The organism is Pseudomonas shiyinii (genome assembly GCF_056725765.1).
In genome coordinates this window covers 692,883-714,646 of record NZ_CM161522.1, presented here as the reverse complement: position 1 = coordinate 714,646, position 21,764 = coordinate 692,883, and the positions used below count along the sequence as shown (strand labels likewise).

The window sequence follows — 21,764 nt, the reverse complement described above, 5'->3', positions numbered from 1 at the left end:
CGCTCTGCGGCCCGCATCGAGAAGATTTCGCGGCCCGAGCCGCAGCGATGGCGATCAGTCGAACACTACGGTCTTGTTGCCATGCACCAGCACGCGGTCTTCCAGGTGATAGCGCAGGCCGCGGGCCAGCACCATCTTTTCCACGTCACGGCCGAACCGCACCATGTCCTCGATGCTGTCGGCATGGCTCACACGTACCACGTCCTGCTCGATGATGGGGCCTGCGTCCAGCTCCTCGGTGACGTAGTGGCAGGTGGCGCCGATCAGTTTTACGCCACGCAGGGCCGCCTGGTGGTAAGGCTTGGCACCGACGAAGGACGGCAGGAAGCTGTGGTGGATGTTGATCACCTTTTCAGCGTATTCCTGGCACAGCTGCGGTGGCAGGATTTGCATGTAGCGGGCCAGTACCACTACGTCGGCACCGTGTTCCTCGACCAGACGCGACACTTCGGCGAATGCAGGTTGCTTGTCCTTCGGGTCCACCGGGACATGGAAGAATGGAATGCCGTGCCACTCGACCATGCTGCGCAGGTCGTTGTGGTTGGAGATCACGCATGGGATGTCGCAATCGAGCTCATCGGTGTGCCAGCGATGCAGCAGGTCGGCCAGGCAGTGGGACTCACGGCTGGCCATCAGGACAACGCGCTTCTTCTGGGCCGAATCGGTGATTCGCCAAGTCATGGAGAACTCTTCGGCGATCGGCGCGAACGCCTCGCGGAAGGCCTCGATGCCAAAGGGCAGGGATTCGGCGCGGATCTCATGGCGCATGAAGAACCAACCACTCTGCTCATCGGAGTGGTGGCTGGCTTCGTTGATCCAGCCGTTGTACAAGGCCAGGAAATTACTGACTTTCGCCACAATGCCGACACGGTCGGGGCAGGCAATCACCAGTCGATAGGTGCGCATGAAGGAGACTCCGGAAACTTCGCAAAGGCGCACATTCTAGCGGCCCTCCGGAAAAAACGCAGTATCGATTGTCCCGACCCCGGGATGCCCTGCCGCTTGTACCGCCGGCAAACGCTATCGTGGGCAATATCTGTAGGAAAGGATGAATTTGCCAGCCGATATGTAAAAATTTCTTAACCCAAGGCCTGCTTTGTCGCACAACAATTAACAGTTCATTGTCTTTTTAATTGTTTACTTGCGAGTTTGGCCTGTCTATTATTGCCCCGAACTGTTATCCCTCGAACATGCTACTCAAGGAACACTCCATGTCCCTGATCAACGAATACCGCGCCACCGAAGAAGCTATCAAGGAACTTCAGGCCCGCCTGGCCAACCTGTCTCAAGATGACAAGCTGAAGAAAGAGCTGGAATTCGAAGGCAAACTGCGCGCGCTGATGGGTGAATACTCCAAGTCCCTGCGCGACGTGATCGCCCTGCTGGATCCAGAATCCAAGCTGAGCAAAGCACCGCGCGGTGCCGTCAAGGCCACCGGCACCAAACGTGCCCGTAAGGTCAAGCAATACAAGAACCCGCACAACGGTGAAGTGATCGAAACCAAAGGCGGCAACCACAAGACCCTGAAAGAGTGGAAAGCCAAGTGGGGCGGTGATGTGGTTGAAAGCTGGGCAACCCTGTTGGATTAAAGGGTTGCTTGTGCAATACCCATGAAAAACGCCGGCCTATTGCCGGCGTTTTTTATGGGCTCGACGCTACAACTGATACTGCGCTTTCAATTGCTGGACATAGGCTCGCCATGCGTCCAGCACTTGTCGCCCTGCCTCGTCAGCCGTACTCCAGGCGCTCTGGCACGCCTGTTCGAAGTCACCCAACGTATTCGGCGCGCCCAAGCGCGGGTCACTCAAACGCTGCTGGCAGAACCGATGCCAACGTTGCTGTTCTTCTGCAGTCAAGGTGTCGGTAAAGTTCCTGGCACGGTAACGGAACAACAATTCCGGCATTCGTGGGTCGTCGAACATCCAATGCCCCTGCCCCAATTGGCGAGGGTCAAGGCTACGGACCTGTTCGCATAATCGACGATCCCGATCGCCCAGGAAACCGTCATACAGTTGCTGCTCCGGATCTTCGCTGGGAGCAAACTCGTCGCCTGTGTAAATAGCGTCCAGCTTGCCCTGCCAAAGGTGTTGCTGATTGGCCAAATGTTCGCCGCGCTGTTGCAGGAGGGCCATATCCAGCCCCAGCCGTTGCTGGTCGGCAGGCCGTAATACCGACAACGGAGCGAGGACCGGACAACGGTTGATCTGCACCAACTTCAGAGGAACAGGTAATTGTCCATCAGACAATTCGTCACGCCGGGTATACAAACATTTTCGTAATGTTTCGGCACTGTCCTGCAACAGCGGCGCGCTGTCCAGATGCAGGTCACATACAATCAACGCATTGCGATTACGTGGATGCCAGGCCAACGGCAATACGACCCCCAGGTAACTACGCTCCGCCGAAAAACGCCTCGACACATGCACCAGGGGCTGTAGGAGGCGAATGTGTTCCATGACCTTGTGTTTGCTGCGCAGGTTGAACAGCCAGTCATATAAGCGGGGTTGTTTTTCACGAATCAGGCGCGCCAGGGCGATGGTTGCCCGCACGTCGGACAGCGCCTCGTGCGCCTGCCCATGGTCGATACCGTTGGCCTTGCTGAGCAGCTCCAGGCGCAGGCTGGTGCGCCCGTCCTGTTGCGGCCAGACGATGCCCTCCGGGCGCAACGCATAGGCGGTGCGCACCACATCGATCAAGTCCCAGCGGCTGTTGCCGCCCTGCCATTCGCGTGCATACGGGTCGAAGAAATTGCGATAGAGGCTGTAGCGGGTGACCTCGTCGTCGAAACGCAAGGTGTTGTAGCCGGCACCGCAGGTACCGGGGCGTGCCAGTTGCTCATGCACGCGGGTCATGAATTCGGCTTCGCCCACGCCGTTGGCGGCCAACTGCGCGGGCGTGATGCCCGTCACCAGGCATGCCGCCGGGTGCGGCAGGATATCGTCACTGGGCCGGCAATACAGGTTGAAGGGCGCTTCGATCTCGTTGAGCTCGAGGTCGGTGCGCACGCCGGCGACCTGCAGCGGACGGTCGCAACGGGGGTTGATGCCGGTGGTTTCGTAGTCGTGCCAGAAGATGCTGGAGCTCACGGGGTCTTCCTGTAACAAGGTCGACAGAGTCTAGCGGCCTGGCCGGTCAATTCGAATACCGATTTCGATGCAGCGCATTGCGTGCGCCTTATGCGGAGGCGTTCAGGGGACGAAAACTGAAGTAGTCACGCAGCGCCCGGACGAAGTCCTCGTACTCGCGCGGCGGCTGCAGCAACATGAACCCTGCATCGTAGTGGCCGGGCGTCTGATCTTCACGGCACCAGAGGCAACTGGCTGTCAGGTCGATGCACTGGCTAGCTGCGCCAGCGAGCGGCAGGCGCAACTGCAGCTCGAAGTCCGGCCCCACCAGCACCGGCAAGTGGCTGATCAGCATCATGCCATCTTCCGAGGCGTTGCCCAGGAAGCCGATCGGCTGGTCGGTATAACGGTTGTAGACCTTGAGCATGCAAGGCAGTTGATGCCGCTCTATATGACGTTGGATAAACATGGGGCGCGGTCCGTACCTGATGCCAGGAAGACAAGGTACTGGCGATGAACGTTACAACCCTTAACAGATTAGCTCAGCGCAGGTGGCTGTTTCGGTGATAGCAAGAACACCTTGGTATTAACGCCAAGGTGTAGCTGCCGCCGGGCTCGCGAGTGCCGCCTCGCCTGGGCGGTAATGGCCCAGCTGCTCGAGGGTCTGCAAACGCGCCTTGGCCCGGTAGGCATACTCGTTGTGTGGGTAGCGCTGGATCAGGTACTGGTAGGTCTGCGCCGCATCCACATAGAGTTTCTGGCGCTCCAGGCATTGGCCGCGCAGCATCGAGACCTCGGGATGGATGAATGGCCGGGCCCGGCTGGTGCGGTCGACCTGGGACAGCTCCAGCATCACGCGCTGGCAATCGCCACGGTCGTAGGCGCGGTAGGCATTGTTCAGGTGATGGTCCATGGACCAGCGGGTACAACCGACGACACTGGCCGCCACGGCCAAAACGATCAGGGCACGCATGGGGGAATCTCCTTTGATGAGCAGGGTATCGGCCGCGCGCGGCAAATCTTCACACGTGCATGCAAGCATACCCCGGTCCGTTCAAATGCCAGCCTGCCGAACCCGGAGGTAGTGCAACGGAACAATGACTACAGCGATATTCAGGAGTAGCCTTTCGCTGCGCTTCACTATAGGAGTCTGTGCATGACCATCCGCCGTACCAAAATCGTCGCCACCCTTGGCCCCGCCAGCAACTCGCCGCAAGTGATCGAACAGCTGATCCTCGCCGGCCTGGACGTGGCACGCCTGAACTTCTCCCACGGCACCCCGGACGAGCACAAGGCCCGCGCCCGCCTGATCCGCGAGATCGCCGCCAAGAACGGCCGCCATGTGGCGCTGCTGGGCGACCTGCAGGGTCCGAAGATCCGCATCGCCAAGTTCACCAACAAGCGCATCGAACTGAAGATCGGTGACAAGTTCACCTTCTCCACCGTCCACCCGCTGACCGAAGGCAACCAGGACATCGTCGGTATCGATTATCCCGACCTGGTCAAGGACTGCGGCGTCGGTGACGAACTGCTGCTCGACGACGGCCGCGTGGTCATGCGCGTCGAGACCGCCACGGCCGATGCCTTGCACTGCGTGGTGATCGTCGGCGGCCCGCTGTCCGACCACAAGGGCATCAACCGCAAAGGTGGCGGCCTGACCGCGCCGGCCCTGACCGAAAAAGACAAGGCCGACATCAAGCTGGCCGCGGAAATGGACCTGGACTACCTGGCCGTCTCCTTCCCGCGCGATGCCAAGGACATGGAATACGCCCGCAAGCTGCGCGACGAAGCCGGCGGCACCGCCTGGCTGGTGTCCAAGATCGAGCGCGCCGAAGCCGTGGCCGACGATGAGACCCTCGATGGCCTGATCGCCGCTTCCGACGCCGTAATGGTCGCCCGTGGTGACCTGGGCGTGGAAATCGGCGACGCCGAGCTGATCGCCATCCAGAAGAAGATCATCCAGCACGCCCGCCGCAACAACAAGGCGGTGATCGTCGCGACCCAGATGATGGAGTCGATGATCCAGAACCCGATGCCGACCCGCGCCGAGGTTTCCGACGTGGCCAACGCCGTGCTGGACAACACCGACGCGGTGATGCTCTCGGCCGAAAGCGCCGCCGGCGCCTACCCGATCGAAGCAGTCCAGGCCATGGCACGCATCTGCCAGGGTGCCGAGAAGCATCCGACCAGCCAGAAGTCCAGCCACCGCCTGCACACCACTTTCGAACGCTGCGACGAAAGCATTGCCCTGGCGGCCATGTACACGGCCAACCACTTCCCGGGGGTCAAGGCGATCATCTCGCTTACCGAGAGTGGCTACACCCCGCTGATCATGTCGCGCCTGCGCTCGCATGTGCCGATCTTCGCCATGTCGCCGCACCGCGCCACCCAGGCGCGCGCCTCGCTGTTCCGTGGCGTGTACCCCATCGCCTTCGACCCGGCTTCACTGCCGGCGGACAAGGTCAGCCAGGCAGCCGTCGACGAGCTGCTCAAGCGCGGCCTGGTGGAGCAAGGCGACTGGGTGATCCTGACCAAGGGCGACAGCTACCACACCATCGGTGGCACCAACGGCATGAAGATCCTGCATGTGGGTGACCCGCTGGTTGGCTGATAGCCCCGAGGGCCGCTTTGCGGCCCTTTCGCGGCGCAAGGCCGCTCCTACAGGTATCGCGCAGGCCGGGGTCTTGCGCTGCCCCTGTAGGAGCGGCCTTGTGCCGCGAAAGGAGGGCGAAGCCCTCCCCGTCCACTCAGGCATGCTCGACAAACACATCAGAGAACATCTGGTTCCTCGGCACCCCGGCAATGAACAGCCGCCGAGCAAAGCGCTCGACACTTCCCGGCGCTCCGCACACCAACGCCACCGTTTGCCGCGAGGACGGCCGCAATCCTGCCAGCGTTTCATCCAACTGCTCCGCCAGCACCAGCTCGACATTCACGCCTTCCAGGTGCATCAGCGGCTCAGCCAGATAGTGACCAAGGCTATCGCACGCCACATGTACTACCCTGATCTCCCCTTGATGCCCCTGCCGTAACGCCTCTCGCAAAATGCCCCATAACGGCGCCAGCCCCGTACCTGCCGCCAGCAGCCAGAGCGGCCGCTCCTGCCAGCCCGGGTCATAGTGCAACGCCCCGCCCCTGAGCTCTCCCAGGCGCAACGCATCGCCGACCCGCAGCAGGCGGGCCTGACCACAAAAAGCCCCCGAGTGCCGGCAATCGATATGAAATTCGAGAAAATCATCTTCTCCCGGCACGCTCGCCAAGGAATATGGCCGGGCCACCGTTCCAAGCCACAGCACCAGGTGCTGCCCTGCCTGGTAGCGCAGCGGCCGCTCGGGGCGCAGGCGCAAGCGCAGCACGTCACCGAACCAGGCCAAGTCATACACCGTTGCGGCCTGACCATCGCTGCGCGGGTCGAACACCGCCACGCGCAAGTCGCCCTGCACCTGGCACTGGCAGGCCAGGCACCAGCCCTGCTCACGCTGCGCCGGGCTCAAGGCCTCGGGCATGGCCTCGAGCGGGTGGCCATCCAGGCAGCGCACCAAGCAGGCATGACAACTGCCGGCGCGGCAGCTGTAGGGCACCGTGACGCCGGCCTCGTTCAAGGCATCGAGCAGGTTGCTGGCGATCGGCACCGTCCAGCAGCGGTCGCCGACACAGAGTTCGGGCATGGTCAGAAAATCTCGTTCAGTTCAAAAATCACTTGAGGCTGCATCGCTGGCAAGCCAGCCCACAAGTATGGCGGTGTCTCTGAACACAGCGCAGGACAGGTGGGAGCCGGCTTGCCGGCGATGGCCGCGCAGCGGCCCTCATGCAACAGGATCGCACGTTCGCAGCAAAAAGAATGCCCGCCCCGTGCCGACCTTGGTCCAGACCACGCGCAGGTGTGCCGGCCACGGATGCGCGCTATACTGCCGCGCCCTTTTGCGTCGGCCACTGCCTGCCGGCGCGCCTTGCAAGGTGTTTCGACGCGCTGGTCGGCTGTGTCGGAAGTGCCTTTACGAAATGTTCCCGTCTTTAAGAGGAGCGCGCTGCATGACCGTGATCAAGCAAGACGACCTGATTCAGAGCGTTGCCGACGCCCTGCAATTCATCTCGTACTACCACCCCGTCGATTTCATCCAGGCGATGCACGAGGCCTACCTGCGTGAAGAGTCGCCCGCCGCACGCGACTCCATCGCCCAGATCCTGATCAACTCGCGCATGTGCGCCACCGGCCACCGCCCGATCTGCCAGGACACCGGTATCGTCACCGTGTTCGTGCGCGTAGGTATGGACGTGCGCTGGGACGGCGCCACCATGAGCGTCGATGACATGATCAACGAAGGTGTGCGCCGCGCCTACAACCTGCCTGAAAACGTCCTGCGCGCCTCGATCCTGGCGGACCCCGCCGGTGCCCGCAAGAACACCAAGGACAACACCCCGGCCGTCATCCACTACTCCATCGTTCCCGGCGACAAGGTCGAAGTCGACGTCGCGGCCAAGGGCGGCGGTTCGGAGAACAAGTCGAAGATGGCCATGCTCAACCCATCCGACTCGATCGTCGACTGGGTCCTGAAGACCGTGCCGACCATGGGCGCTGGCTGGTGCCCACCGGGCATGCTGGGCATCGGTATCGGCGGCACCGCCGAGAAGGCGGCCGTGATGGCCAAGGAAGTGTTGATGGAGTCCATCGACATCCATGAGCTCAAGGCCCGCGGCCCGCAGAACCGTATCGAAGAGCTGCGCCTGGAGCTGTTCGAGAAGGTCAACCAGCTGGGCATCGGCGCCCAGGGCCTGGGCGGCCTGACCACCGTGCTCGACGTCAAGATCATGGACTACCCGACCCACGCCGCGTCGCTGCCGGTCTGCATGATCCCTAACTGCGCCGCCACCCGCCACGCCCACTTCGTGCTGGACGGCTCCGGCCCTGCCGAGCTGGAAGCGCCGTCGCTGGATGCCTACCCGGAAATCGTCTGGGAAGCCGGCCCGAGCGCCCGTCGCGTCAACCTCGACGCAATCACCCCGGAAGAAGTGGCCAGCTGGAAGCCGGGCGAGACCCTGCTGCTCAACGGCAAGATGCTCACCGGCCGCGATGCCGCACACAAGCGCATGGTCGAGATGCTCAACCGTGGCGAAGAACTGCCGGTCGACCTCAAGGGCCGCTTCATCTACTACGTCGGCCCGGTCGACCCGGTCGGTGACGAAGTGGTAGGCCCTGCCGGCCCGACCACCGCCACCCGCATGGACAAATTCACCCGCCAGATCCTCGAGCAGACCGGCCTGCTGGGCATGATCGGCAAGTCCGAGCGTGGCCCGACCGCCATCGAGGCGATCAAGGACAACAAGGCCGTGTACCTGATGGCCGTCGGCGGCGCCGCCTACCTGGTGGCCCAGGCGATCCGCAAGTCCCAGGTCCTGGCGTTCGCCGAGCTGGGCATGGAGGCGATCTACGAGTTCGAGGTCAAGGACATGCCGGTCACCGTCGCGGTGGACAGCAACGGCGAGTCGGTGCACATCACCGGCCCTGCCCTGTGGCAGAGCAAGATCGCCCAGAGCCTGGCGGTCGAAGTGAAGTAACCCTCGGAGCCGCTTTGCGGCCCTTTCGCGGCCTTGTACCGCGAAAGGGCTGCAACGCAGCCCCAATGTCAGCTCACGCATTCGAACTGCTCCGGCCAGTCCCGCCGGATGAACACCTGCCCCTCGCGCCGCACCCGGCGTACCGCCTCCAGATCCAGCTCGCAGATCAGCCAACGGCTGCCCTCAGGGCACAGCTCGGCACTCTCGGCGATCACCCCATTGCTCGGCATACCGTGGTCCGGTGGCACGAACAGCCCTGCCCGCCCGATATTCTCATCCAGCGCCGGCGACCAGGCCGCCATGCCCACCGTTGGGCTTTGCAGCACCGCGATCTGGTTCTCCAACGCCCGTGCCTGGGCGCCGATGCGTACGCGGTGGTAGCCCGCCTCGGTGTCGGTGCAGCTCGGCGCCAGGATCAGGTCGGCCCCACCTTCGGCCAAGTGGCGGGCCAGCAGGGGAAATTCATTGTCATAGCAGATCAGGATGCCCAACCGCCCGAGTGCGGTATCGAACACCTTGAGCCCTTCACCGGCAGCGATGTCCCACTGCTCCCGCTCGAAGCGCGTCATGATCAGCTTGTCCTGGTACCCCAGCACGCCGTCCGGGCCGAACAGCCAGGCACGGTTGCGATAGCGACCATCGGCATCGAGCACCGGCAGGCTGCCCGGCTGGAGATAGATACCCCAGCGCCTGGCAACGCCTTCGCACAAGGCCAGCCATGGCTCCAGCAGCGGCTGGATGCCGGCGATCGACCCCTTCAGGTCGCTGCGCTGGTCCGGGGGTAGTTGGCCGCTGAGCACCAGCCCGGCGTACTCCGGCAACAGCAGCAATTGAGCACCGCCCTCGACGGCTTCGGCGCACAAGGCCTGGAAGTGGTCGGCATAGGCCTCCCAGGTCTCGTGCAGCTCGATGGCGTACTGGCAGGCGGCGAGGCGGATCATATCGGCAGCTCCTTGAGCCAGAACGACATGATCTTCGACGACGCTTGTTCATCGTCCAGGTCACGCCAGGCATAGGTCGTGCGCAGCGAGGGGTCGTGCAGGAAGCCGCGGTTACGCCAGAAGCCGTGCAGCGGCTTGTAGTCCGAAGGCCGACGCGGATGCCCGGCCGGGCGCTCCACGGCGCAGAAGGCGCAGTAGTCGAACTCGGCGAGCTTGTGGGCATAGGACTCGCGCTCGATAAAGAAGCGCACGCCCAGGCCCTGGCCACGGTAGGCCGGCAGCAGCACCGACTCGCCGAAGTAATAGACGCTGGCCGGGTCGCGCCCCTGGGCCAGGAAAGGCTGCTGGAACTCGGGCGTTTCGTCGACCAGGGGCAGGCCGGTGGAGGCACCGACCACCCTGCCCTGGTCGATGGCCAGCACCGCCAGGCTACGCCCGGAGCGGGCATAGGTGGACAGGTATTCGGCCTCATAGTCCGGCGTACCGTCGTAAAGGTAGGGAAACTCGCGGAACACCGTCAGGCGCAGGCGAGCGAGGTCATCGATGTAAGGCGCAATGGCTGCGCCGTGCAACAGGCGGATTTCCATGCGTAGCGGTCGTTTTGTCGATGTGGATGACGCGCTCGGCTAAGCCGGGCTTGAGGGGAAACCCTATCATCCGGCCCGAACCATTCCCTTTCCCGTACACGACAGGAACATTGCCATGACCGCTACCGAGCTTGTGAACGCCTACTACGCAGCCTTTAACGCCGGGGACATGCCGACCTTCCTTGGGTTGCTCAGCGAGGACGTGATCCACGACATCAACCAGGGCGAGCGGCAGATGGGCAAGGCGGCGTTTGCCGGGTTCATGGAAAAGATGAACCGCTGCTACCGGGAGCGGCTGGCCGATATCGTGGTCATGCAGAATGCCGATGGCAGCCGAGCGGCGGCGGAGTTCACGGTGCATGGGGAGTACCTGGCCGATGACGAGGGCCTGCCGCCAGCCAAGGGGCAGACCTACGTGCTGCCGGCCGGGGCGTTCTTCTACATTCATTGCGGGAAGATTGCGCGGGTGACCAACTATTACAATTTGAATGATTGGGTTGAGCAGGTAGGGTGAGCCATACCCGGTTTGAAATGTAAACGATGTCTCCGGTTTGTACCCGGGACAAGCCCAAATTGCCTTCGGTTGGTTTCCCCAGCCGTGCAGATACGGCCCAGGCTCTGCTTGCTTGGTGGGAGCTGGCGGAGCCTACGATGGGCCGCATAGCGGCCCCTTGAGTCTGGAGGGGCTCCACCGTTTGAGGGCTTGGGGCTGCTTTGCAGCCCATCGCAGGCTGTCGCCACACCACCGAGATTGCGCCGCTCTCAAGACTTGCGAAATCACTGTGGGAGCGGGCTTGCCCCGCGATTGGCCCAAGAGCCCACTACCACTGAAAAAACAACGCCAGCCCAGGCGCCACGCGTAACTTGCGCCGCCTCAGGAGGCCGGATGCAGGGGCGCGAAATCAGGAAACCCGCGTCCCAAGCACCTTCAGAAACGCCGCCAGCCAAGCCGGATGCGCAGGCCAGGCCGGCGCAGTCACCAGGTTCCCGTCCACGTGCGCCTGGTCCATGGCGATATCCACGAAGCGCCCACCCGCTAACCGCACCTCCGGGGCACACGCCGGGTAAGCACTGCAGGCTCTCCCTTCCAACACCCCGGCAGCCGCCAGTAGCTGCGCCCCATGACACACTGCTGCAATTGGCTTGCCCGCCTGGTCGAACGCCTTCACCAACGCCAGCACCCGCTCGTCCAGGCGCAGGTATTCAGGCGCCCGCCCACCCGGAATCAGCAAGGCGTCGTACCCTTCGGCCCGTACCTGCACGAAGTCGAAGTTCAAGGCAAAGTTGTGCCCAGGCTTCTCGCTGTAGGTCTGATCCCCCTCGAAATCATGGATCGCCGTGCGCACCGTCTGGCCCGCCAGCTTCTCCGGGCACACCGCATGCACGGTATGCCCGACCATCTTCAGGGCCTGGAACGGCACCATCACCTCGTAGTCCTCGACGAAGTCGCCCACCAGCATGAGAATCTTCTTGGCCGTCATCGCATCCACTCCTTTGCGTTGCATGGGAACAATCCCTGCACGATAGTCTGCTTCTACGCCGCAGGGTATCCGCGGCAGGTCTAGTCGCGACGATTGAGTAGGTTGACCACCAGGCGGTCCAGCCATCCCCACATCCGCTGCTGCATCCGGCGCCAGAATGGGCGGGCGTTCCAGCGCTCCAGGTCGACCTCCTGGCTGAGGCCGAAGTCCCGCTCGAAGCTGGCCACCACGGCGGCGGTCAACGGAGGGTCGAGGGCCTCGACATTGGCCTCGAGGTTGAAGTGCAGGTTCCAATGGTCGAAATTGCACGAACCGACACTGACCCAATCGTCCACCAGCACCATCTTCAAGTGCAGGAAGCACGGCTGGTATTCGAAGATCCGAACGCCGGCCCGCAACAGGCGCGGGTAGTACCGGTGCCCGGCGTAGCGTACCGCCGGGTGGTCGGTGCGCGGGCCGGTGAGCAGCAGGCGCACATCGATGCCTTTCTGCGCGGCACGACGCAAGGAGCGGCGCACACTGAAGGTCGGCAGGAAATACGGCGTCGCCAACCAGATACGGCGTTGGCCACTGTTCAAGGCACGCACCAACGAATGCAGGATGTCCTGGTGCTGTCGGGCGTCGGCATAGGCCACCCGGCCCATGCCCTGCCCTTGGGCCGGCACCCGCGGCAGGCGCGGCAGGCCGAAGCCCTCCGGCGGACGCCAGGCGGTGCGCCGGTTGTTGGCGTGCCATTGGCGATCGAACAGCAACTGCCAGTCGGTGACGATCGGCCCCTCCATGCGCACCATCACCTCATGCCACTCGCTGGTGTCGACACCCGGCGTCCAGAATTCATCCGTGACACCCGTGCCGCCCACGACTGCCCAGCGCTCATCCACCAGCAACAGCTTGCGGTGGTCACGGTACAGGTTGCGAAACCCGCGTCGCCAGCGGATGCGGTTGTAGTAGCGCAGGTAGACCCCGGCGGCCTCCAGACGCTCGCGCAAGGCCGAGGGGAATGCCAAAGAGCCGTAGTCATCGAACAGACAGCGCACCCGTACGCCACGGGCAGCGGCCTGCTCCAGGGCCTCGACCACCGCCTCGGCACAAGCGCCCCCTTCTACCAGGTACAGTTCCAGATCGATCTGGAACTCAGCGCGCATGATTGCCAGGAGCATGCGCGGGAAAAAGTCGGGGCCGTCGATCAGCAGCTCGAATTCGTTGCCATCCCGCCAGGGGAAGACCGGCCCAGGCATGTCAGCGCGCGGAGAAGATCAGCACCGCGCTCACCGGCACCGATGGGCTGATGGAGGAGGCACCGGCGAGCTTGCGCAACGTCGCCAGGCCCGGCAACAGGCCGAAGTCCTCGGCACGCAGCAACAGGGGCTCCAGGGTCACCACCTGGAAACGACGCTCGTCCAGGCGGGTGGCCAACAGCAAGGTGCTGTAGCTGTGCGACTGGCCACGCAGGGTCACGGTCACCGGCAGGCGCAACTCCACCTGGGCACCATTGGCCAGGTCATTGATCGGGCGCAGGTCGATCTTTGCCTGCACCGTGGCCTCGGGGAACTTGGCGACTTCGAACAATTCCTTGCGCATGCGCTCGTCACGCAGCGGGATACCGCCGCTGACCGAGTCCATCTCGATGCGCAGTTGCGCGGCACCATTACGATCCACTTTGCCGTGGAATACCAGAAAGCGGTGAACCTCGGCAGTATCCCCGTTCTTGCTGGTGACGAAAGACAGGCGCGACGACTCGCCATCGAGGTGCCAGTTGGCATGGGCGGGCAGGCACAGGGCCAGCAACAGGGCGGGCAGCAAGCGAGGCAGTTTGAGCATGGGAGATCCTGTGTAACAAGGCCGTCAACCTTACCCGCACGCCCTCACGGCAGCAAGCGGCAGCCCTCGCGCGCGCCCTGCCAGGCTGCCTGGTGGCGACGCCCCAGGCCCTCGGCGATCACATGGCGCTTGGTGCGGTCTTCCTCCAGCCGCCCCAAAGGTAGGTACTGCTTCACGTAGCCTCGGCAATAGGCCTGGTCAAACCCCATGACGAAGCGGCACGAGCAATACTCTTTCGCCGAATATGCCGAGAGGATGCCCGGAAAGTCCGCCAAGGCCTGACGCTCGTGCCAGGCCCAGGCCAGCAAGGCAATGGGCAACAGCCACAGTACGCGTTTCATAGCCCCTCCCCGGCCATGGCCGCCAATACCCGCTCGAGCAGTTCGTCATGCCGGTAGCTGCCATCTCGATCGTCGGCGTAGCGCACGATTACCAGCTTTCGCGACGGCACTACATACAGCGCCTGCCCCCAGTGACCAAGCGCAGCAAAGGTGTCCTCCGGCGCGCTGGGCCAAGGCCGCGGGCTACCCGGCAAGGGTTGGTTGAGCCACCAGTGCCCACCGGGGTTGGCCTCGCCGGAAATCGCCTGGGCATACGCGAACAACAGTCGGTTGAAGGCCACCCAATCGGCCGGCAACACCTGCCGGCCGTGCCAACGCCCGTCACGCAGCATCAGCAGGCCGATGCGGGCAAGGTCGCGGGCACTGAGGTAAAGGTAGGAGGACCCCACGTAGTTACCGGCACCGTCGCGCTCCCAGACCGCACTGCGAATGCCCAGCGGCTCGAACAGCGCCTGCCAGGGGTAGACGTCGTAACGACCGGGTTCCAGCATGCCGCGCAGCGCTGCAGCCAACAGGTTGCTGTCGCCGCTTGAATAGAGAAACCCCTGGCCAGGTGCCTGGGCAGCCGGCTGCGCGGCGGTGAAGGCCGCCATGTCGGTGTGGCCCCGGGTATAGAGCATCGCCACCACCGACGACTTGAGCGGCGCGTATTCATAGTCTTCCTGCCAGGCCAGGCCACTGGCCCAGTGCAACAGGTCGACCAGGCGCACCCCAGGGTGGGCATGCAGCGGCGGATAATAGCGGGCCGCTGGGTCCTCCAGCGCGAAGCGCCCCTCGCCGTAGGCGACACCGAGCACGGTGGCGAGCACGCTCTTGCTCACCGACCAGGTCAGGTGCGCCGTATGCGGCCCGGTGGGTGCGGTGTAGCGCTCATACAGAATGTGGCCATCGCGCACGATCAGCAGCGCATCGGTGCGTACCCCTGTGCGCCTGCCCTCGTCACGGGCCGGGAAGGCGTAGGCTTCCACTGCGCGCCAGTCGACCTTGGCAGGCTCGCGGCTCCAGTTCGCGTCCGGCCATTGCTCTGCCCAGGCCGAAAGGCTCACCAGGCTCAGGATACCCAGTACTTTTCCGAATACACCCATGGCCAGCCCTCACGTCGCGGATCGGGCGAGCCTGCCAGGGTTTCATGACAGCCCGGCGGCAGCCCAGGCTTTCTGCAAACGCTTCTCGCGAGCCGCGGTAGCCAGCGCCAGCACCCCTTGGTCACGCTGCCACAGCTGCGCCCATTGCGCCGGGCCGGCTGCCAGCGCTTTGTCGATGGCGCCATGCAAGCTGTGGAACTGGGCGAACAGGCCCCCCAGCAACAGGTGGCAGGCCGCACTGTCGGCGCATTGCCGGCTGCCTTCGGCGCAACCGCCGAGCACCCCCAGCAAACGCAGCTGCAGGTCCTGCGGCCAGCTGCTCTCCTGGCCGACGCCGTACAACCAGGCAGCCAACGCAGCCAGCACGTAGAGGTCCTCGAGGGATCGGAAGGGCTTGACGTAGGCGTCCCAACCGTCGCCTGCCAGCAGCTCGCAGCTGGCTTGGTGCAATTGCAGGCGGGCATGCCCAACCTCGGGCATCAGCGGCAACGTAGGCAAGGGTTCCAGCGTCACGCCGGGTTCCCCCGGGTAGACCACGGCCAGTTGCAGCCGTGGCGCCTCCCCCTGCCCTTCGCTGCGTGTTGCTACCAACAACCATTCGGCTTCAAGGCCTGCGGTGACGAAATCCTTGCGGCCGGTCAGGCGCAGGTCCTCGAGGCGGGTGTGCATGTCCGCCGGCCGTACGCTGCGCCGCTCGGTAGCGCACAGGGCGCCCAAGCTGGCAGGGGCGCTGGGCCAGAGCACGCGCAACGCTGCCTGGTAGCCAACCAGGAAGGCCAGCCCTGGGGTAGCCATCGCCCGGCCGCCCAGTACCGCGAGTTCGAACGGTGTGGCGTGCCCCAGCCGCTCGAGCAGCGCGCCATGGCCTTCGCCCAAGGTGGCTGCCAGGGGTTGCCGGTAAGGGTCGTTGAGTCGTTGCAACCAGGCCATCGGGCACTCCTCGTCTGGGTTGTCACGCAAGCATCACCAAAGGTTCATGGGGGTGACACCACGCATACCTAGGCTGACTTTGCACAACAAAGCCGACCGGCCGCAACCCTTTGGCTGGCTTAGGGAGACTCGTAATGACTCGGATCGCTCGCTCTGGCGACAACAGCACTGAACGCCGTCTGCAAGCCGAACGCCTGGTCGGCGCCGCGGCGCTGCAGGAAGCACAGGCCCTGCGTTTCAAGGTGTTCAGCGCCGAATTCCAGGCCAAGCTCAAGGGCGCTGAGCAGGGCCTGGACATGGATGACTACGATGTCCATTGCCGCCACATCGGCGTGCGCGACCTGGCCACCGGCCGCCTGGTCGCCACCACCCGCCTGCTCGATCACCAGGCCGCCAGCAGCCTGGGCCGCTTCTACAGCGAAGAGGAATTCAGCCTGCACGGGCTGCTGCAACTGCAGGGGCCGATCCTGGAACTGGGTCGCACCTGCGTCGACCCGGCCTACCGAAACGGCGGCACCATCGCCGTGCTCTGGGGCGAGCTTGCCGAAGTGCTCAACGAAGGCCGCTACAGCTACCTGATGGGTTGCGCCAGCATTCCCATGCAGGATGGTGGCGTGCAAGCCCACGCCATCATGCAACGGCTGCGCGAACGCTACCTGTGCACCGAGCACCTGCGTGCCGAGCCGAAGAACCCCCTGCCGAGCCTGGCCCTGCCGGGCAATGTGATCGCCGAGATGCCGCCCTTGCTCAAGGCCTACATGCGCCTGGGCGCCAAGATCTGCGGCGAGCCGTGCTGGGACGAGGATTTCCAGGTCGCCGACGTGTTCATCCTGCTCAAGCGCGACGACCTCTGCCCACGCTACGCCCGCCACTTCAAGGCGGCAGTCTGATGCCGAGCCTGCGGGTACTGGCCCGCCTGTCCCGCCTGGTGCTGGTCCTGCTGCTGGGCATGGCCATGGCCAGCGTCATCGCCTTGGGCGAGCGCCTGGGCTTGGTGGCTTCCATCGAATGTCGCCAACGCTGGACGCGCCTATTCATGCAGCGCCTGGTCGCGGCCCTGCCCTTGGACGTACGCGTGGTGGGCAGCCTGCCGCAGCAGCCGATGCTGTGGGTCAGCAACCATGTGTCGTGGACCGACATTCCCCTGCTCGGCATGCTCACGCCGTTGTCGTTCCTGTCCAAGGCCGAAGTGCGTCGCTGGCCATTGGCCGGCTGGCTGGCGGAAAAGGCCGGTACGCTGTTCATCCGCCGCGGCGGTGGCGACGGCCAGCGCCTGTCCCAGCAGATTGGCAACCAGTTGGGTGAACACAGGCCCTTGCTGATCTTCCCCGAAGGCACCACCACCGATGGCCGAAGCGTGCGCACCTTCCATGGCCGGCTGCTCGCCGGTGCCATCGACCAAGGCACACCGGTACAGCCGGTGGCGATCCAGTACCTGCGCGGTGGCGAGCCGGACCCGATCGCGCCGTTCATTGGCGACGATGACTTGGTCTCGCATCTGGTCCGCCTGTTCGACCAACCGCGCAGCGAGGTGGTCATCCACGTGCTGCAGCCGATCGCGAGTGCTGGCAAGGAACGGGCGGCCCTGGCGTTCCAGGCACAGCAAGCGGTTCACCTGGCATTGTTCGGCGTCGAAGATATCGGCAGCGTGCCACGGCGTCAGGCGCGGGCAGCCTGAAACCCGATCGCGGGCTTGTCCCGCGATTTACCTGCCCGCAGCCGCAAACGCCTGCAGCTGTGGATAAAACGCCCGAAAGTCCGCCATCAGCGGCTCGTACAGCGCCTCCAGCTCCTGCATCACCCCGCTCATCCCCTCCGGCCGCGACAAGCGCCGGGCAATCCCGTTGAACACCTGCTCCAGCGTGGCGAAGTCGCCATAGGCGCCCAACCAGTCGTCGGCGGCCATGAACGGCGCAATCCGCGCCAGGCGCCCTGGCAATTCGGGCTCGGCCAGCAGCACCCGGTAGAAGCCCTGGGTGAATGCTGCCAGCGGTTGCTCGGCATAGTCGCTCCAATGCCGAGCCAGGCAATGGTCGAAGAACACGTCCAGGATGATGCCGGCGTAGCGCCGCCGCTTCTGGGGGAAGCGCGCCAAGGCCGCCAGCACCAGCGGATGGCTGTCGGTATAGCTGTCGATGTGCCGGTGCAGGCGGATCGCGGCCTCCAGCGCAGGCGGGAAACGCCCTTCGAGCGAGCCTTTGACGAAATCGCCATACAGGCTGCCCAGCAACTGCTGCGGCTCGTTGCCGCCAAGATGAAGGTGTGCAAGGTAGTTCATGGCGCCAGTCTAGCACCCGGGTGGCGAATATCGTTATAACGCGATATAGCGATTGATGCTCAGCTCAGAACCTCTTCATATTTGTATATCGCGAGATACCGATTTATATTTCGCTCCATCGCGATATGACGTTACACACATGAGCACCTCCATGCCTCTCGACCTCGACGAAATCATAAAGGCCCTCGCCCACCCGGTACGGCGAGAAATCCTCACCTGGCTGAAGGACCCGGCGGCGCAGTTTCCCGACCAGTACCACAGCACCGAGCACGGCGTGTGTGCCGGGCAGATCGACCAACGCTGCGGCCTGTCGCAGTCGACCGTCTCCGCCCACCTGGCCACCCTGCAGCGCGCGGGGCTGATCACCAGCCAGAAGATCGGCCAGTGGCACTTCTTCAAACGCAATGAAGAAACCATCCAGGCCTTCCTCGAGCAGATGAGCCAGGAGCTCTGACCCACTCCTGTCTTTCCCTATCAACCAGCACGGCTGCATGCCGAGCTGGCAACCCCTTTCAATTGACCACGCGAGGCTTAGCAGATGACCACGCTCTTCGATCCGATCACCCTGGGCGACCTCGAGCTGCCCAACCGCATCATCATGGCCCCGCTGACCCGCTGCCGCGCCGACGAAGGCCGCGTGCCCAACGCGCTGATGGCCGAGTACTACGTGCAACGGGCCAGCGCCGGCCTGATCCTCAGCGAGGCCACCTCGGTGACGCCCATGGGCGTCGGCTATCCGGACACGCCGGGCATCTGGTCCGACGAACAGGTACGCGGCTGGACCAACGTCACCAAGGCCGTACACGGCGCTGGCGGGCGTATCTTCCTGCAGCTGTGGCATGTGGGCCGTATCTCCCACCCCACCTACCTGAACGGTGAGCTACCGGTGGCCCCGAGCGCGATCCAGCCCAAAGGCCATGTCAGCCTTGTTCGCCCGATCACCGAGTACCCGACGCCACGCGCCCTGGAAACCGAGGAGATCGCCGACATCGTCGAGGCCTACCGCACCGGTGCCGAGAACGCCAAGGCGGCCGGCTTCGACGGCGTGGAGATCCATGGCGCCAACGGCTACCTGCTCGACCAGTTCCTGCAAAGCAGCACCAACCAGCGCACCGACCGATATGGCGGCTCGCTGGAGAACCGTGCGCGCCTGCTGCTGGAGGTGACCGACGCGGCCATCGAGGTGTGGGGTGCCAACCGTGTGGGCGTGCACCTGGCGCCACGGGCCGATGCCCACGACATGGGCGATGCTGACCGCGCCGAGACCTTCACCTACGTCGCCCGGGAACTGGGCAAGCGTGGCGTGGCGTTCATCTGCTCACGGGAAATGGAAGCCGACGACAGCATCGGAGCGCTGATCAAGGACGCCTTCGGCGGCCCGTACATCGTCAACGAGCGCTTCGACAAGGCCAGCGCCAACGCCGCCCTGGCCAACGGCAAGGCTGACGCGGTGGCCTTCGGCATCCCGTTCATCGCCAACCCGGACCTGCCCGCCCGCCTGGCCGCCGATGCGCCCTTGAACCAGGCGCACCCGGAAACCTTCTATGCCAAGGGGCCGGTGGGGTACATCGATTACCCACGGATGTAAGCCAGGGCCGCCCAGGCCCCGATCGCCGGCAAGCCGGCTCCCACAGGTATGGCGGTGTCTTCGAAAACCGCGCAGGACAAGTGGGAGCCGGCTTGCCGACGATTGGGTCTGGCGATCTTCAGGGCCGGGCGTTGATCTGCTGCTGCAGGTTCTGGATCTGGCTCTGCAGGGTATTGAGACTGCGGGTGGTCTGCCCACGGAACGCATCGAACTCCTGCACCGAGGCACCACCGGCAGCCGGTGCCGGGCGGTTGTCGATCTGGCTCTTGAGCACCAGGATGTCCTGTTCCAGGCTCTGGATCGCCGTGTTCGGATTGCCCTGTTTCTTCAGCGCAGCCACCTCGTTGCCCAGGCTCTTGAGCTGGGCATCGATCCTGCCCCCATCCACCTGCCCTGACTTGAGGGTTGCCAGCTCGCCATTGACCGCCTTGAGCTGGGCCTCCAGCTGGCCTTGCAGAGCCGTGATGGTCTTTTGCTGCTGCGCCATGGCGTCTTGTTGCGCGCGGGCATCGGCCAGCACTTTTTCCAAACGCTTGCCCAGATCGCCGGTCTGCCCGGCCACGCCCTGTTGCTGGGCACGTGCCTCGGCCAGGCTGGCCTGCAGCTTGCGAATCTGCAGCTTCAACGCTTCGCTGCCGGTACTGGCGCTGGACTCGGTGGCGTCGACCTTGCCGCTGATCGCCTGCAGGCGCCCGGCGGCCTCCTCACTGATGCGCGCGAAGCTTTCCTGGGTCGCCACCAACTGCTGCTCCATCAGCGAGATCTGCTGGAAACTCCACCAGCCCAGGCCCGCCAAGGCAATGAACGAGGCGCCGAGCAAGGCCCACAGCGGCCCGTTGCTGGCGGGGCGCGCCGCCTTCTCGCGGCTGCGCGCCACCCGTGCGGGCAACAGCTCGTCATCGTCAGGAGTGCCGGCGCGCAGGACAGGCACGTCGTCGAAATCGTCGTGGACATTGTTACGCATGGGTACGTTCAACCGCGGTAGTAGTAGCAAAGGGGCAGTAGTATAAACCGCTCGCGCGGCGCTCTGATGACCATCATCCCGCCCACTGGTTCACCCGATACCCGGCTGAGCCTTCCACCAGGCGCAGAATTCATCCAGCGCGGTCCACAGGCTGACCTTCGGGCGGTAGTCCAGGTACTGCCGGGCGCGGCTGATGTCCAGGGTGAAATCCTTGCTCATCACCTGCGCGCCCAGGCGCGACAGCGTCGGTTCGGGGCGCCCAGGCCAGAGCAGGCAGGCCGCCTCGTTCAGCGCGCCCAGGCTGTAGGCCAACCCTGGGGCACGGTAGCGGGTGACCGGCGGCAACTGCATCTGACGCATCACATAGTTGACCACGTCCCACACCGGCAAGGGGTGGCCGTTGCTGATGTTGTAGGCCTGGCCGAGGGCCTGCTCATCGGCGAACAGGGCGCTGAGCAGGGCCTCGTTGAGGTTGTGCACACTGGTGAAGTCGGCCTTGTTCAGGCCATTGCCGATGATTGCCAGGCGCCCCTTGCGCTGCATCTGCATCAAGCGCGGGAAGATGCCGGCATCGCCTGCCCCGGTGACGAAGCGTGGCCGCAGAGCCAGCACCTCCAGGCCGAACTCCTGGGCACCGAAGGCCTTCTGCTCGGCCAGGTACTTGGTCGTCGCGTAATGGTCATGCAAGCGACGCGGCACCTGGTCCTCACGAATATCCAGGCGCGAACGGCCATTGAAATAGATCGATGGCGACGACAGATGTACCAGGCGGCGTACACGCGCCTTCAGGCAACCCTCCACCACGTTCTCGGTGACCACCACGTTGCCCTGATGGAAGTCCTGGTAGCGCCCCCAGTGCCCGACCGCGCCCGCGCAATGCACCACGGCATCGATGCCCTGGCACAGGCGCCGGGCCAGCTCGGCATCGGTCAGGTCGCCTGGCATGAACTCGGCGCCACGCTTGACCAGGTGCTCCACGCCCTCGGCACGCCGGCCATTGACCCGTACGTCCAGGCCCTGCTCCAGGGCGAAACGCGCAAAGCGTCCGCCAATGAAACCGCTCGCGCCGGTGACCAGAATTCGCATGTAAAACTCCGCCTTGCCAGATTACAGATGCAGCTGACGTC

General features: G+C 64.2%; 24 protein-coding genes. 8 read left to right on the top strand and 16 right to left on the bottom strand.

All coding sequences use genetic code 11. The features are described 5' to 3' along the window. Positions 1 to 54: 54 nt before the first annotated feature. Positions 55 to 906 (bottom strand): formyltetrahydrofolate deformylase, encoded by an 852-nt coding sequence (gene purU, locus ACXHGZ_RS03445; RefSeq protein WP_084855846.1) that lies wholly within the window; start codon positions 904 to 906, stop codon positions 55 to 57. Between the two features lie 305 nt (positions 907 to 1,211). Here purU and mvaT point away from each other — a divergent pair, with 305 nt between their 5' ends. Next, positions 1,212 to 1,589, top strand: coding sequence for a histone-like nucleoid-structuring protein MvaT (gene mvaT / locus ACXHGZ_RS03440; protein ID WP_084855845.1), 378 nt, complete (start codon positions 1,212 to 1,214; stop codon positions 1,587 to 1,589). Positions 1,590 to 1,655: 66 nt separating this feature from the next. Here the strand turns inward: mvaT and sbcB are convergent, their stop codons facing one another. From sbcB to ACXHGZ_RS03425, 3 genes are all read right to left on the bottom strand, one after another. Beyond that, the gene (gene sbcB / locus ACXHGZ_RS03435) at positions 1,656 to 3,086 is read right to left on the bottom strand and encodes an exodeoxyribonuclease I (protein ID WP_480462389.1); all 1,431 of its coding nucleotides are present in this window, start codon (positions 3,084 to 3,086) and stop codon (positions 1,656 to 1,658) included. An 88-nt stretch (positions 3,087 to 3,174) separates the two neighbouring features. Next, positions 3,175 to 3,534, bottom strand: a complete 360-nt coding sequence (locus tag ACXHGZ_RS03430) for a PilZ domain-containing protein (RefSeq protein WP_480462387.1) — start codon at positions 3,532 to 3,534, stop codon at positions 3,175 to 3,177. Between the two features lie 117 nt (positions 3,535 to 3,651). Then, positions 3,652 to 4,038 carry a tol-pal system YbgF family protein gene (locus ACXHGZ_RS03425; RefSeq protein ID WP_084855842.1) on the bottom strand — a complete coding sequence of 129 codons (387 nt, stop codon included), beginning with the start codon at positions 4,036 to 4,038 and terminating at the stop codon, positions 3,652 to 3,654. 183 nt (positions 4,039 to 4,221) lie between these two features. Here ACXHGZ_RS03425 and pyk point away from each other — a divergent pair, with 183 nt between their 5' ends. Further along, positions 4,222 to 5,676, top strand: coding sequence for a pyruvate kinase (gene pyk / locus ACXHGZ_RS03420; RefSeq protein ID WP_084855841.1), 1,455 nt, complete (start codon positions 4,222 to 4,224; stop codon positions 5,674 to 5,676). Between the two features lie 136 nt (positions 5,677 to 5,812). On the opposite strand, the gene ACXHGZ_RS03415 is transcribed toward pyk, so the two are convergent. Then, positions 5,813 to 6,733 carry an iron-sulfur-binding ferredoxin reductase gene (locus ACXHGZ_RS03415; protein ID WP_480462385.1) on the bottom strand — a complete coding sequence of 307 codons (921 nt, stop codon included), beginning with the start codon at positions 6,731 to 6,733 and terminating at the stop codon, positions 5,813 to 5,815. 364 nt (positions 6,734 to 7,097) lie between these two features. Here ACXHGZ_RS03415 and ACXHGZ_RS03410 point away from each other — a divergent pair, with 364 nt between their 5' ends. Further along, positions 7,098 to 8,621 carry a fumarate hydratase gene (locus tag ACXHGZ_RS03410; RefSeq protein WP_043214937.1) on the top strand — a complete coding sequence of 508 codons (1,524 nt, stop codon included), beginning with the start codon at positions 7,098 to 7,100 and terminating at the stop codon, positions 8,619 to 8,621. Between the two features lie 68 nt (positions 8,622 to 8,689). On the opposite strand, the gene ACXHGZ_RS03405 is transcribed toward ACXHGZ_RS03410, so the two are convergent. Further along, complete coding sequence (locus tag ACXHGZ_RS03405) at positions 8,690 to 9,562, bottom strand: carbon-nitrogen hydrolase family protein (RefSeq protein WP_480462383.1); 873 nt, start codon at positions 9,560 to 9,562, stop codon at positions 8,690 to 8,692. After that, positions 9,559 to 10,149, bottom strand: a complete 591-nt coding sequence (locus ACXHGZ_RS03400) for a GNAT family N-acetyltransferase (protein WP_480462382.1) — start codon at positions 10,147 to 10,149, stop codon at positions 9,559 to 9,561. The genes ACXHGZ_RS03405 and ACXHGZ_RS03400 overlap by 4 nt, the downstream gene beginning before the upstream one ends. 115 nt (positions 10,150 to 10,264) lie before the next feature. Between ACXHGZ_RS03400 and ACXHGZ_RS03395 the strand changes: the two genes are divergently transcribed. Continuing rightward, positions 10,265 to 10,663 (top strand): nuclear transport factor 2 family protein, encoded by a 399-nt coding sequence (locus ACXHGZ_RS03395; protein WP_084855835.1) that lies wholly within the window; start codon positions 10,265 to 10,267, stop codon positions 10,661 to 10,663. Positions 10,664 to 11,051: 388 nt separating this feature from the next. Here ACXHGZ_RS03395 and ACXHGZ_RS03390 read toward each other — a convergent pair whose 3' ends face one another. The 6 genes from ACXHGZ_RS03390 to ACXHGZ_RS03365 all read right to left on the bottom strand — a co-directional run bounded on the left by ACXHGZ_RS03390 (position 11,052) and on the right by ACXHGZ_RS03365 (position 15,807). Then, positions 11,052 to 11,630, bottom strand: a complete 579-nt coding sequence (locus ACXHGZ_RS03390) for a DJ-1/PfpI family protein (protein WP_084855834.1) — start codon at positions 11,628 to 11,630, stop codon at positions 11,052 to 11,054. 80 nt (positions 11,631 to 11,710) lie between these two features. Continuing rightward, complete coding sequence (locus tag ACXHGZ_RS03385; RefSeq protein ID WP_084855833.1) at positions 11,711 to 12,868, bottom strand: phospholipase D-like domain-containing protein; 1,158 nt, start codon at positions 12,866 to 12,868, stop codon at positions 11,711 to 11,713. Position 12,869: 1 nt separating this feature from the next. Further along, complete coding sequence (locus ACXHGZ_RS03380) at positions 12,870 to 13,451, bottom strand: YceI family protein (protein WP_480462380.1); 582 nt, start codon at positions 13,449 to 13,451, stop codon at positions 12,870 to 12,872. Between the two features lie 44 nt (positions 13,452 to 13,495). After that, complete coding sequence (locus ACXHGZ_RS03375) at positions 13,496 to 13,792, bottom strand: amidase (RefSeq protein ID WP_480462378.1); 297 nt, start codon at positions 13,790 to 13,792, stop codon at positions 13,496 to 13,498. Continuing rightward, positions 13,789 to 14,877, bottom strand: a complete 1,089-nt coding sequence (locus ACXHGZ_RS03370) for a serine hydrolase domain-containing protein (RefSeq protein ID WP_480462376.1) — start codon at positions 14,875 to 14,877, stop codon at positions 13,789 to 13,791. Before ACXHGZ_RS03370 ends, ACXHGZ_RS03375 begins: the two co-directional genes overlap by 4 nt. A 42-nt stretch (positions 14,878 to 14,919) precedes the next feature. Continuing rightward, complete coding sequence (locus tag ACXHGZ_RS03365) at positions 14,920 to 15,807, bottom strand: acyl-CoA dehydrogenase middle domain-containing protein (RefSeq protein ID WP_480462374.1); 888 nt, start codon at positions 15,805 to 15,807, stop codon at positions 14,920 to 14,922. Positions 15,808 to 15,941: 134 nt separating this feature from the next. On the opposite strand from ACXHGZ_RS03365, the gene olsB reads away from it, so the two are divergent. Together olsB and ACXHGZ_RS03355 are read left to right on the top strand one after the other, a co-directional pair. Next, complete coding sequence (gene olsB, locus ACXHGZ_RS03360) at positions 15,942 to 16,697, top strand: L-ornithine N(alpha)-acyltransferase (RefSeq protein WP_084855828.1); 756 nt, start codon at positions 15,942 to 15,944, stop codon at positions 16,695 to 16,697. Beyond that, a complete protein-coding gene (locus ACXHGZ_RS03355) occupies positions 16,697 to 17,485 on the top strand; it encodes a lysophospholipid acyltransferase family protein (protein WP_480462371.1) in 789 nt (262 codons plus the stop codon). The genes olsB and ACXHGZ_RS03355 overlap by 1 nt, the downstream gene beginning before the upstream one ends. 27 nt (positions 17,486 to 17,512) lie before the next feature. On the opposite strand, the gene ACXHGZ_RS03350 is transcribed toward ACXHGZ_RS03355, so the two are convergent. After that, a complete protein-coding gene (locus ACXHGZ_RS03350) occupies positions 17,513 to 18,085 on the bottom strand; it encodes an acyl carrier protein phosphodiesterase (RefSeq protein WP_480462369.1) in 573 nt (190 codons plus the stop codon). A 151-nt stretch (positions 18,086 to 18,236) separates the two neighbouring features. Here ACXHGZ_RS03350 and ACXHGZ_RS03345 point away from each other — a divergent pair, with 151 nt between their 5' ends. Continuing rightward, positions 18,237 to 18,539: an ArsR/SmtB family transcription factor gene (locus ACXHGZ_RS03345; protein ID WP_084855825.1), complete on the top strand. Its 303-nt coding sequence runs from the start codon at positions 18,237 to 18,239 to the stop codon at positions 18,537 to 18,539. An 84-nt stretch (positions 18,540 to 18,623) separates the two neighbouring features. Next, complete coding sequence (locus ACXHGZ_RS03340; RefSeq protein ID WP_480462367.1) at positions 18,624 to 19,673, top strand: alkene reductase; 1,050 nt, start codon at positions 18,624 to 18,626, stop codon at positions 19,671 to 19,673. Between the two features lie 118 nt (positions 19,674 to 19,791). On the opposite strand, the gene ACXHGZ_RS03335 is transcribed toward ACXHGZ_RS03340, so the two are convergent. Then, positions 19,792 to 20,637 carry an ATPase gene (locus tag ACXHGZ_RS03335; protein ID WP_480462365.1) on the bottom strand — a complete coding sequence of 282 codons (846 nt, stop codon included), beginning with the start codon at positions 20,635 to 20,637 and terminating at the stop codon, positions 19,792 to 19,794. A 90-nt stretch (positions 20,638 to 20,727) separates the two neighbouring features. Next, a complete protein-coding gene (locus tag ACXHGZ_RS03330) occupies positions 20,728 to 21,723 on the bottom strand; it encodes an NAD-dependent epimerase/dehydratase family protein (RefSeq protein ID WP_480462363.1) in 996 nt (331 codons plus the stop codon). Positions 21,724 to 21,764 lie beyond the last annotated feature (41 nt).